The sequence below is a fragment of the Roseateles sp. GW821-FHT02E12 genome, assembly GCF_059421665.1.
Genome location: NZ_JBWKVK010000004.1, coordinates 172,058 through 184,449 on the forward strand (window position 1 = coordinate 172,058; position 12,392 = coordinate 184,449).

General features: G+C 66.4%; 4 protein-coding genes. 3 read left to right on the forward strand and 1 reads right to left on the reverse strand.

Translation table 11 applies throughout. The annotated features are described in order from the left end of the window. The first annotated feature begins 395 nt into the window (after positions 1-395). Both AC07V5_RS23835 and AC07V5_RS23840 read left to right on the forward strand, forming a co-directional pair. A complete protein-coding gene (locus tag AC07V5_RS23835; RefSeq protein ID WP_495118211.1) occupies positions 396-671 on the forward strand; it encodes a hypothetical protein in 276 nt (91 codons plus the stop codon). After that, entirely contained in the window at positions 611-9,721 is a 9,111-nt protein-coding gene (locus tag AC07V5_RS23840; protein ID WP_495118212.1) for a PLxRFG domain-containing protein, read from the forward strand. The genes AC07V5_RS23835 and AC07V5_RS23840 overlap by 61 nt, the downstream gene beginning before the upstream one ends. A 151-nt stretch (positions 9,722-9,872) precedes the next feature. Here AC07V5_RS23840 and AC07V5_RS23845 read toward each other — a convergent pair whose 3' ends face one another. Next, the gene (locus AC07V5_RS23845; protein WP_495118213.1) at positions 9,873-10,121 is read right to left on the reverse strand and encodes a hypothetical protein; all 249 of its coding nucleotides are present in this window, start codon (positions 10,119-10,121) and stop codon (positions 9,873-9,875) included. A gap of 337 nt (positions 10,122-10,458) precedes the next feature. On the opposite strand from AC07V5_RS23845, the gene AC07V5_RS23850 reads away from it, so the two are divergent. Next, complete coding sequence (locus tag AC07V5_RS23850) at positions 10,459-12,372, forward strand: SurA N-terminal domain-containing protein (RefSeq protein WP_495118214.1); 1,914 nt, start codon at positions 10,459-10,461, stop codon at positions 12,370-12,372. The last annotated feature ends 20 nt before the right edge of the window (positions 12,373-12,392 follow it).

Genomic DNA, 12,392 nt, shown 5'->3' on the forward strand with positions numbered 1-12,392 from the left:
GGGCAAAAGCTCGCCCATCCACGCGTTCCGCGCCGAGATGCTGGGCGACGCTGACGAGCTGATCGCAGGCGGCATGGACAAGGACGATGCCTGGCTGCAAGTCATCGACGCGAAGCTCACCGACTTGCGCGCGGAAGCTGCCCGCATCGAGGGCGTGGCGGCCGAGGCCTACGCCAAGACGCCGGCCGGTCAGCGGGCGACCAAAGCCAAGGCGACCGAGGAAGCGCCGGCCGACGAGCCCAGCCCGCCAACCCGGCCGAAAGCCACCACCAAGCAAGAGCGCGACGCTGCCACTACCAACGATGGGGCCACAACTGGCCCTGACGCCCCTACCGAAGCACCATCGGTCGATACTCAAGGCCCGGAGGCCACCAATGATTCCACCCCTTCAAGCGATGCGCCTGCGCTCGATCAGCCGCTGGATGCAGGACAGCGACCCGTCAGCGACGGTGCAATCCGAAGCGCTAGCCAGCCGCGCGGAGAGCCTGGACGAGCAGATGATCGAGGCGTTCGAGACGAGGGAGGACTCGCTGAAGGACTCGATGATGAAGGCGGGGACGTGGGGAACAGCCGAGGGGCTGGAGAAGTTCCCGATGGATCGCCTGCTGCTGTGGCAGGAGGTGGTGGCCGAGTTTCTGCCCCCGATTACCGACCCGGCATCGGAGACCTGAAGCGCGAGGGCTCTTGGCTCAAGTCGGCCGAGCGCAACCTTGACCTGATCGACCTGGCCCGCCAGATCGAGAGCGAGAAGCGCGACGCCACGCCGGCCGAGCAGGCGCTGCTGGCCAAGTACGTGGGCTTCGGCGCCAGCGAGATCCGCAACGCCATCTTCCCGGTGGCCCAGCCGTACCACAAGGCCAATGCGCCGGCCGGCGCGCTGATCTTCCCGGATGCCGTCCACGACGCGAAGTGGAAGGCGCTGGCCGTGCGCGCTGCAGCCCTGCCTACCGAGTGGCAGCGCACCATCCTGCAAAGCACGCAGTACGCGCACTACACCAGCGAGGGCATCATCCGCTCGGTCTGGTCAGCGGTGCAGCGCCTGGGCTTCACGGGCGGCAAGGTGTTTGAGCCAGGCGGCGGCATCGGCTCTTTCGCCATGCTCATGCCGGAGAGCGTCTACCAGACGTCGAAGTTCACCGGCATCGAGTTCGACGGCCCTACGGCGCTGATCGCGCGCCTGCTGTCGCCGGGTCAGAACATGATTCACGACGACTTCATCAAGCGTCGGCTGCCCGACAACTTCTTCGACGTGTCGGTGGGCAACCCGCCGTTTTCTCAGACCAAGATCACGGCCGACCCGCGCTACCAGAAGCACGGGTTCATGCTGCATGACTACTTCTTTGCCAAGGCCATCGACAAGGTGCGCCCGGGCGGCTTGCTGGCGTTCGTCACCAGCAAGGGGACGATGGACAAGCAGACCGACAAGGCCCGCCGCTACCTGATGGCGCAGGCTGACCTTGTGGGCGCGATCCGCCTGCCGTCAACGGCCTTCGAGGACAACGCCGGCACCAGCGTGGTCACGGATGTGATCTTCCTGCGCAAGCGGGCGCCCGGTGAGGCGCCTGGCGGCCAGCCGTGGGCCAACGTGGCGACTGTCGAGACGAAGGACGGCCCGGTGGTCGTGAACGAATACTTCGCGGCCAACCCGCACATGGTCTTGGGCCAGAACCGCATCAGCGGCAACACCGACGACCAAGGCCGCCGCATCAATGCCAACGGCATCGGCGGCGCCAAGTACACGGTGGTGTCCTACGACACGACGACCGACGAGCTTGACGCCAAGTTCGCCGCGGCCGTGGAGCGCCTGCCCGTGAACGTTTATTCGGCCAGCGGCATGGAGCCGGTGGCCCAGCGCGCCGAAGTGGCGAAGATGGACTTCGACCCCAAGGTGAAGCGCGAGGGGGTGGTCTACCTGTCGAACGATGGTGATGTGTTCAGGGTAGAGGACGGCATCGGCAAGCCGCTTGCCGACGTCGTGAAGCTGTCGGCCAAGGACAAGGCGTGGCTCGCTGACTACGTGGGCGTGCGCGATCTGGTCAAGGAGGCGCAGCTCGCCCAGGTGACGGATGGGCCGTGGGAGGCTGCGCTCAAGAAGCTGAACAAGGCCTATGACGCCTTCGTCAAGAAGAACGGCCACATCAACGCCTTCCGCGTGCAGGTGCGCAAGGGCACCGACGAGGACGGCAACCCGGTGGAGACGCCGACGCGTGTGTTCATCAACCGCCGGCTGATCCGCGAGGACTACGACTCGGCGCTGATGACGCAGATGGAGGCCATCGACGAGGACGGCAACATCAAGAAGTCGGCATTCCTGCTGGGCCGCACCATCGGCAAGCCGGTCACGCGCGAGATCAAGTCGATTGGCGACGCGCTGGCCGTGTCCCTGGACGCGACTGGCCGGCTCGACCTGGCCGACGTGGCGGCCCGCCTGCACATCAGCCGCGACGAGGCCATCGAAGCCCTGGGCAGCCAGATTTACAAGGTGCCGGGCGGCGACTGGACGCTGGCTGATGAGTACCTGTCTGGCAATGTGGTCGACAAGCTCGAAGAGGCCACGATGGCGGCGCGACTGGACCGCAGCCTTGCGCGCAACGTCCAGGCCCTGAAGGCGGTTCAGCCGGAGAAGCTCGGCCCGTCGCAGATCAGCGTGAAGCTCGGCGCCCCGTGGGTGGGCGAGAAGCATGTGCAGGAGTTCGCCAAGGAGATCGACGCGGGCGACGTGACGTTCGACCCCAAGACCGAGACGTGGCAGGTTGAGGGCGGCAACATGCGCAGCCAGCGCAAGGCCGGCGCCGAGTACGGCACGGCAGCCCGCTCCCCGAGCGAGTTGCTGGAGGCCATCCTCAACAGCCGCAGCATCAAGGTCATGGCGACGACCGCGGACAAGAAGCAGGTTGTCGACCAAGAGGGCACCACGGCGGCCAACGAAGCCGCCAAGAAGATTCGCGACAAGTTCAAGACCTGGGTGTGGACGGACAGCGAGCGCGCCGCCGATTTGGTGGAGGGCTACAACCACCGCTACAACAACCTCGCGCCCCGGGTGTTCGACGGCTCGCACCTGACGCTGCCCGGCGTGAGCCTGCGCTACAAGCTGCACCCCCACCAGTTGCGCGCGATCTGGCGCCAGATTCAGACCGGCAGCACCTACCTCGCGCACGCTGTCGGCGCCGGCAAGACCATCGAGATGATCGCGGGCGGCATGGAGCAGAAGCGCCTGGGCCTGATCCGCAAGCCGATCTACGTGGTGCCGAACCACATGCTGGAGCAGTTCTCCAACGAGTTCATGGAGCTGTACCCGCTGGCCAACATCATGGTGGCCGACGATCAGAACTTCAGCAAGGAGCGCCGCAAGGCCTTCGTCGCTGCGGCCACGCTCAACGCACCCGACGCCATCGTCATCACGCACGACGCCTTCCAGCGCATCGGTGTGAAGCCGGAGACGATCAACCCGATCCGCGACGAGATCCTGGCCGACCTTGAGGAAGAACTGACGGCCGTCGCCAAGGACGCAGGCGCCCGCGTGCGGCGTGGCCAGCTCGAGCAGCAGATCGAGGCGGTGAACCAGCGCTTCGACAGCATCCTCGCCGCCGGCAAGAAAGACGGCATCGTCGACTTCGAGGACATGGGCGTGGACATGATCTTTGCGGACGAGGCGCACGTCTACCGCAAGCTCGATTTCCACACCGCGCAGAGCATCAAGGGCATTGACCCGAACGGCTCCCGCCGGGCGCTGGATATGTACGTCAAGACCCGCCACCTGGATCGCCAGCAGCCGGGCCGGGCGATGGTGTTCGCCTCGGGCACCGCCGTGACCAACACGATGGGCGAGCTGTACACCATCATGCGGTTCTTCGACCCGAAGACGCTGGACGAGGGCGGCATCAGTACCTTCGATTCGTGGGCGCGCATGTTCGGTGAGGTGGCGTCGGCGCTGGAGCCCAACGCGGCCGGCAAGTACGAGATCGTTGAGCGGTTCGCCAAGTTCGACAACGTGCCCGAGCTGATGGCCCGCGTTCGCATGTTCATGGACGTGCTGCAGTCGGACCAGCTCGGCGCCATCGTGAAGCGCCCCGAGACGCGGGGCGGCAAGCCGAACTTGAACCTCGTCGAGCCCAGCCAGGCCATGAAGGACTACCAGACGCAGGTGCTTCAGCCGCGCCTGGAGAAGTCGCGGGCCTGGAAGCCGAGCAAGGACGAGCCGAACAACCCTGATCCGGTCATCGCCATCATCAGCGACGGCCGACTGGCTGCCACCGACCCGCGGTTCATCCCCGGCGGGCGCGTGCTGCCAGGCGAGACGACCAAGATCGACGAGGCCGCCGGCAAGATCGCGGCAGAGTACAAGGCCACTGCGCGCAATGTCTACGTCGACCGCGACGGCAAGCCGATGACGGCCAAGGGCGGCACGCAGATCGTTTTCTACAACGTGGGCTTCGGCGCGGCCTCGTCGGCACGGCGCGGCTTCGACTCGCGCGGCACCTTCACCAAGGCAATCGTCGCGGGTGGCGTGAAGCGCGAGCACATCGCATGGTTCGACGACGCTGACACGGACGCCAAGAAGGAAGCGGTGTTCAAGGGCATGCGCAATGGCACCTTCCGGGTGCTGATCGGCAGCGCCAAGAAGATGGGCACTGGCGTCAACGTGCAAAACCGGCTGACGGCGCTGCACTACATGGACCCGCCGTGGTTCCCCGCCGACGTGGAGCAACCGCGCGGCCGGATCATCCGCCAGGGCAACCAGAACCCCATCGCAGGCGAAGACTGGTACGCCACCAAGGGCGGCTACGACTCGACCATGTGGCAGATGGTGGGCCGCAAGCAGCGGTTCATCGACCAGGCTTTCCGTGGGGACAAGAACCTGCGCAGCATGGACGACTTGGGCGAGGCATCGCTCTACGAGCAGGCGGCGGCCATGGCCTCGGGCGACCCCCGCGCGCTGCTGCTGGCCGGTCTGCGGCAAGACACCGAGCGCCTTGAGCGCCAGCAGGCTGCGCACGCCAGCGAGCAGATCAATGCACGCCAGGCCCTGCGCCAAGCCGAGTGGGCCATCGAGAGCGCGCAGAAGCGGGAGAAGACCTACGGCGCTGCATTCGAGGCCATCGGTGGGCGCTACTTCGCCTTCACGGCCGGCACCGTCAAAGGCGCGACCTTCACGAAGCCGGGTGAGTTCGGCCAGGCGCTGAAGGACGCATTCAACAAGGGCGCCAAGGCCGCCGCCCTGGACCCGGCGCGCGAAGAGCAAAGCCTGGGCACCATCGGCGACGGGCTGGCGCTGACCATGCACGCCGGCTTCCAGTACGTGAAGGACGGCGACGGCAAGGACGCCAGCATGGTCAAGGTGCCCAACGGCCGGCATCAGCTGACCGTCACGGCAGGCCCACACACCATCGACGTGAGCGATGAGGTGGAGTCGATGGGCGCCGATGTGGACGCGGTTGGCCTGGCACGCAAGGTGGTCAACGCGCTGAACAGCGTCGAGTCCGATCTGCGCAAGGCGCGAGCAGCCATCAAGGAAAACGAAACCGACGTCACGCGCCTGCGCAAGAAGATCGGCGCCCCGTTCGAGCATCAGCAGGAGATGCTGGAGAAGTGGGCCGCCCTCAAGACGCTTGAAGAAGAGCTGCGCCAAGAGGGCATTGCAGCGGCAGCCCAAGGGGCGAGCGTCGATGAAGCCGCCCCAGTCGTTGGCGATGAGCCGGGCGACATGCCCGCTTTCAGCCGCAGCAAGGCCCCCGCGCGTCCGTCGATCACCGTGGAACACGACGAGGGCGGCCTCCCGCTCTACATCGGCGACAAGGTGCGCCTGGAGTTCCCGCAGATCACCGAACGGCTCGAAGTCATCGAGGTGGCTGGCGAGCAAGTCGTCAACTACCCGATCATGTCGGCCACTGGCTTCGACGTGCTGGGGTACGTGGAGCTGCTGGTCAAGGACGGCCAGGCGAAGGCCCTGCTGGACATCGAGGTAGACAAGAAGGGGCGCCAGTCTGGCGTTGCCCGCAACGTCATCGAGGCGCTGCTGGCTGCCAACCCGGCCGGTGGCCTGGACATCAGCAACGTCGTCCCGGAGGCCCGCGGCTTTTGGGAAAAGATGGGTATTCCCCAACAAAACGTGGAAGGCGCCTACGATGGCAACCTCAACTGGAAAACCTATGCCGAAGCCCAGGACACCGGAGCAGCGTTCCGAGATGCTGGTTCAAGTCAAGCAGCGCGTGACGGCGCTGACGCCAGCACAGAAAGCGAAGTCGACCGCGCGAGTCAACCGGCACGCCGCGAAGACCGAGCCAGCGCCGAGCGACGCCAAGCCGTAGAGGCGCTGGCCGGGCGGATTGCCGCGCGCTGGAAGAACGCGCCGGCAGTCGTCGTGCTGAGCGGCATGAATGACCCGCTGGTACCGCGCGCCGTCCGCGTTGCAGATCAGACCCAGTTGTCTCAGGGCGCCCAGGGCGACCCGGAAGGCTTCTTCCACGACGGCAAGGTCTACCTGATCGCGCCGCAGCTTGGCGGCGACGCTGACGTGGTGCGCGTGCTGTTCCACGAGGCCCTGGGTCACTTCGGGCTGCGTGGCACGTTCGGCCCCGAGCTGGGCACCATCCTTGACCGCCTGGCCGTGCTGAACTCCGGCAAGGTGCGGGCAAAGGCCAAGCAGTACGGCCTGGACTACGACAAGCCCAGCGACCGGCGCATGGCCGCTGAGGAAGTGCTCGCCGAGATGGCGCAGCGCGCGCCCGACGTGGGCTGGTCGAAGAAGGCCGTGGCGGCGATTCGCACCTGGCTGCGCGCGCATGTGCCGGGCTTCCGCGACATGGCACTGAGCGATGATGAGATCGTGCGCAACTACATCCTGCCCGCCCGTGCCTTCGTGCAGCGTGGCGCCGCTGGCGAGGCCGCCGGGGATACCTCGTTCAGCCGTAAGGAGAGCCTGGCCAGCCAACTGAAGAAGCGTGGGCAGCCCATCTCGTCGTACAGCGACCTGCAGCGGCGCTGGAGCGATGGCGAGCGCATCTTCTACGGCCATGACATGGCAGAAGAGGCTCCGCTTGAAGCGAAGTCCATCGAAGACCTCCACGGCTACACGCTCGACCAGATGCTGGCCCTGCCGGCAGATCGGGCAGTGTTCAGCCGCTCGACCCTTGCCGACGCCGTAACCAACTTCAGCCAGGCCGGCGCCCGCAATGCGTTCCTCGACGCAGTGACGACGCACGGCAGCACGAACCTGTGGGGCCGCACGGTGGGCACCCAGTACCACAAGGCGCAGGCCAACCCGAAGACCTTCGGGCGCGTGTTCGATGCGGTGCAGGACTACATCAAGGACACCAGCGTGTTCGCCAACCGGGCGGCCGACCTCGCGCCGTCGCTGCTACCCAAGCTGGACACCGCATCCGACTTGATGAAGGGCGGCCTGCTGCGCCACGGAGCCGACCACAAGGACAAGGCCAAGGCCGGCGAAGCGATCTTCCAGGGCACGCTGGACAAGGTGCTGTACGACGACGCGACGCTGAGGAGCCAGTTCGGCCTGAGCGCCAAGCAAGTCGAGCTCTACCGCGAGTTCCGTGCCGCCGTCGACCAGTCGCTGGATGGGCTGGCCAAGACCGAGATCCTGCGCATTGCGGGCGAAGCTGGCCGGGCCGTGCGTGAGGCCGTGCTGGCAGCGCCCACGGCACGCGAGGCGGGCGACCTTCTGGCCGAGCACCTTGCCAGCGACGAAGCGCTGGCCGCCGAGATCAGCGCCAAGGTGGATCGCATCGAGCAGCTGCAGGCCGAGGGCTACGCGCCGCTGACGCGCTTCGGCAAGCACACCCTGCACGTCACCGGCCCAGGTGGCGGCACGGAGTTCTTCGGCATGTACGAGACGGTGCGCGACGCCAACCGGGCCGCGCGCCAGCTCCGCGCCGACCCCGCCATGGGGCGCTTGACCTTCACCCAAGGGGTGATGAGCCAGGAGGGTCACAAGCTGTTCAACGGCCTGTCCATGGACTCGCTGGAGCTGTTCGCCGACGCCACGGGCAACAGCGACAACCCGGTGTTCCAGGCCTACCTGAAGCTGGCCATCGCCAATCGTTCGGCCCTGAAGCGGATGATCGAGCGCAAGGGCATCTCGGGCTACAGCGACGACGTTGCCCGGGTTCTGGCCTCTTTCGTGACCTCCAACGCGCGCATGTCCGCAGGACACTTGCACCTTGCCGACGCCAAGAAGTCGGCCGAGGCCATCCCCAAGGAGCAAGGCGACTTGCGTGACGACGCGATCAAGCTGGTGGAGTACGTCACCACCCCGACCGAGGAAGCGGCGGCCGTGCGCGGCCTGCTGTTTACCTCGTTCATCGGGGGCTCGGTGGCGAGCGCGCTGGTCAACATGACTCAGCCGATCACGATGACGCTGCCCTACCTGACCCAGTACGGCGGCGCGATCAAGGCCGGCAAGCGGCTCACCGCGGCCATGGCGATGGTGGCCAGCGGCAAGGGAATGGGCGCCGACCTGGCCGACGCACTGAAGCGCGCCGAGTCGGATGGCATCGTCAGCCCGCAGGAAATCCACCACCTGCAAGCCGAGGCCATGAACACCCTCGGCAAGAACCCGCTGCTGAAGAAGGCGGCGTTCGTGTGGGGCTCGATGTTCAGCCTGGCCGAGCAGTTCAACCGCCGGGCGACCTTCGTGGCGGCCTGGCAGACGGCGCAGCAGGAGGGCATCGCCAACCCGTTCGCCTTCGCCGAGAAGGCCGTCGTCGAGACCCAGGGCCTCTACAACAAGGGCAACAAGGCCAACGTGGCGCGCGGGGCCGTGGGCGCCACGGTGATGACGTTCAAGCAGTTCAGCACCCACTATCTGGAGTTCTTGGTGCGCATGTGGAAGTCTGGCCCCGAGGGCAAGAAGGCGGTTGCCGTGGCGCTGGCACTGCTGATTCTGATGGGCGGCGCCGGCGGCCTGCCGTTCGCCGACGACCTGGACGACCTCATCGACACGCTGGGCCAGGCCATGGGCCACGACACCAACTCGAAGCGGTGGAAGCGCAAGTTCGTCGCGCAGACCCTGGGCCTGGGCGATGGCGCGGCAGACGTGGCCACGCGCGGCCTGACGGCTCTGCCAGGCTTCCCGCTGGATCTGTCCCTGCGCATGGGCATGGGCAACCTGCTGCCGGCGACGGGCCTGTTCCTGCGCTCGAACACCGACACGGCGAAGCAGCTGCTGGAAGTGGCTGGCGCTGCGGGCGGGCTGGCTTCCAACCTCAAGGACGGCGTCACCAAGGCGCTGGGCGGCGACCTGGCCGGCGGCGCGATGACTGCGATGCCCATGGCGGTGCAGAACATGGCCAAGGCCATCCAGATGGCTCAGACCGGCGAGTACCGCAACAGCAAGGGCGCCAAGGTCATGAACACGGACATGACGGACGCGGCGATGAAGTTCATCGGCTTCCAGCCCGCCGAGGTGGCGCGCGAGTCGGGCAGGGTGGGCGAGGCAATGCGCAGCATCCAGCTCGCCAAGAACGTCGAGGGCGAGATTGCCGGCCGCTGGGCTCAGGCGATGGCTGACGGCGACCGTGAAGGCGTGGCGAAGGCCCGCGCCAGCCTGGCCGAGTGGAACAAGGACAACCCCACCGCGCCCATCAAGATCACGCTGCAGCAGGTGCTGGCGCGAGTGAAGGCCCTGAAGTCGAGCCGGGCAGACCGGACGGTGAAGGCGGCGCCCAAGGAGATGCGCAGCACGGTCAAGGAGTCGCTGAATTGAGCGGCGCGCTGATCGTGGCCGGCTACGTGGCGCTGGTCTGTGTGGCGGGCTGGTGGGGCGCGCTGGCTGCGGCCGTGCATGTCGGGATCATGCTGGCAGCGGTGAAGAGATAAGGCGGGGCGCCCTGAGTGGCTCCAGGCGCATGACGAACCTAACGGCCGGGCTCTCTCACTGCGGCTAACGTCCTTGCTTTGGCCCCATGGCCAATCTTATCCGGCTGGCGGGCGGCGACCCGCTGCTCAACCGCCGCTGTCAGCAACTCGACGGGTAGGTGGGCCAGCGCCGCATTCACCCGCCGCCGCATCTCTTCAGACGCGGCGGCGTTCTTCGCATCTTGCTCAGGGTCGCGGCGACGCTGGATCGCCTGCGTGCGGTAGTGGTGTGCGCTGAATCGAGCCATGCATTGATCGTGCTGGCATAGTGGATCAGGGGGTGAGCCATCGACGCCAGCCATATCCCGGGTACTGTCTATTTAGACAGTAAGACGATTTATAAACTAAGTGAAAATACTGTGTCTGGCAGCCCGCCGCTTTTCTCTTCTGGTTGGTTGGACTTCTAAGTATTTGATGTACTTAGAGAATCACCTCCCTTACACGGAGATTGTCGGCGGTTCGAGCCCGTCAGCGCCCACCACCCACCCTCCGGGCGGCGTCAGCCGCCTCGCATTTAGAATGCGGCTCCCTCGAAGGCGAACCTCGGTTCGCCTTCGTCGCGTTTGATCCTCAAGGCCTTCTGAGATGTTTGAATTCGTTCGCCAGCACAACCGCCTGTTCCAGTTCATCCTGCTGTTGCTGATCCTGCCGTCCTTTGCCTTCGTCGGCATGCAGGGCTACACCAGCATGATGGATGGTGCCAACGCCGGCGTGGCCAGCGTCGATGGCCGCAAGATCAGCCAGGCTGAATGGGACGCTGCCCAGCGTGAGCAGGCCGAGCGCATCCGCCGCCAGAGCCCCGGCGTTGATGCCAAGCTGCTGGACACGCCCGAGGTCAAGCGCCAGGCCCTCGAAGGCCTAGTCAGCGAGCGCACGCTGAAGGCTGCGGCGGAGCATCAGCACTTCACGCCCAGCGCCGAGTCCGTCAACGCCCGCTTCTGGAACGACCCGCAGTTCGCCTTCCTGCGCAATCCCGATGGCACGGTCAACAAGGCCCTGCTCGCTGCCCAGGGCATGACGCCTTCCATCTTCATGGAGCGCCTGCGGCAGGACTACGCCATCCGCCAGGTCACCACGCCCATCGAAAGCTCGGTCGCCGTCGGCGCCGCCGCGCCCAAGCTGGCGTTTGACTCGCTGCTGCAGCAGCGCGAGGTGCAGTTGCAGCGTTTCGACCTCAAGGACTTTGCCGCCAAGCTCAACCCTGGCGATGCCGACATCGAGGCCTTCTACAAGGAACCTGCCAACGCTGCCAAGTTCCAGCTGCCCGAGTCCGCCCAGATCCAGTACGTCCTGCTCGACCTGGACGCCTTGAAGAAGGACGTCAAGTTCAGCGAAGACGACCTGCAGACCTACTACAAGGAAAACGCCGCCCGCTACGGCGTGCCCGAGGAGCGTCGCGCCAGCCACATCCTCATCAAGGTCGAGCGCAGCGCGCCCGCCGAAGAGCGTGCCAAGGCCAAGGCCAAGGCGGAAGAAATCCTGGCGCAGGTGCGCAAGAACCCGGCCGAGTTCGCGGCGCTGGCCAAGAAGAACTCCCAGGACGAAGGCTCCGGTGCCAATGGCGGTGACCTCGACTTCTTCAGCCGTGGTGCCATGGTCAAGGAGTTCGACGCCGCCGTCTACGCGATGAAGCAGGGCGAGATCAGCAACCTCGTCGAGACCGACTTCGGCTATCACATCATCCAGCTGACCGGCACCCGCGGCGGCGACAAGAAGCCGTTCGAGGCGGTGCGTGCCGAGGTCGAGAACGAAGTGCGCAAGCAGCTGGCCCAGCGCCGCTACTCGGAAGCCGCCGAGCAGTTCGGCAACCTCGTCTACGAGCAATCCGATAGCCTGCAACCCGCGGCCGACAAGCTCAAGCTGCAACTCCAGACCGCCACCGTGCAGCGCCAGCCCCAGGCCGGCGCCCAGGGCCCGCTGGCCTCGGTCAAGCTGCTGGATGCCATCTTCGGCGCCGACGCGCTGCGCAACAAGCGCAATACCGAAGCCGTCGAGACCGGCGCCAGCCAGCTCGTGTCGGCTCGCGTCACCCAGCACAACCCGGCCCGCGTGCCGCCGCTGGCCGACGTGAAGGACAAGGTCCGCGAGCAACTCGTCAAGAAGCTTGCTTCCGAGCAGGCCAAGAAGGCCGGCGAAGCCCGCCTGGCTGCGCTGAAGGCCAACCCCGCCGACACCGCCGGCCTGGAAGCGGCCGCGACCGTGTCGCGCGCCAAGCCGCAAGGCCTGACGCGCGCCCAGATCGAAGCCGTGCTCGGCGCCGACGCAGCCAAGCTGCCGGCAGCCGTGGGCGTTACGGCCGACGACGGCGGCTATGTCGTCGTGCGCATCAACCAGCTGCAGCCGCGCGACGCCACCGTCATCGACGACAAGCGCGCCGCCCAGCAATACGCCAGCGCCTGGGCGCGTGCCGAAAGCCAGGCCTACCTGGCGGCACTGAAATCCCAGTACAAGGCCGTCATCAAGGTGGCCGCACCGGCCTCGGCTGCCAGCGCACCCTGATTTTTCGGTTATACTTTTTG

What these genes read in the sequence shown, in the direction of transcription:
- AC07V5_RS23835 (WP_495118211.1), top strand. Translation starts at nt 396, where the DNA reads ATGCGCCTGCGCTCGATCAGCCGCTGGATGCAGGACAGCGACCCGTCA.
- AC07V5_RS23845 (WP_495118213.1), bottom strand. Translation starts at nt 10,121, where the DNA reads ATGGCTCGATTCAGCGCACACCACTACCGCACGCAGGCGATCCAGCGT.
- AC07V5_RS23850 (WP_495118214.1), top strand. Translation starts at nt 10,459, where the DNA reads ATGTTTGAATTCGTTCGCCAGCACAACCGCCTGTTCCAGTTCATCCTG.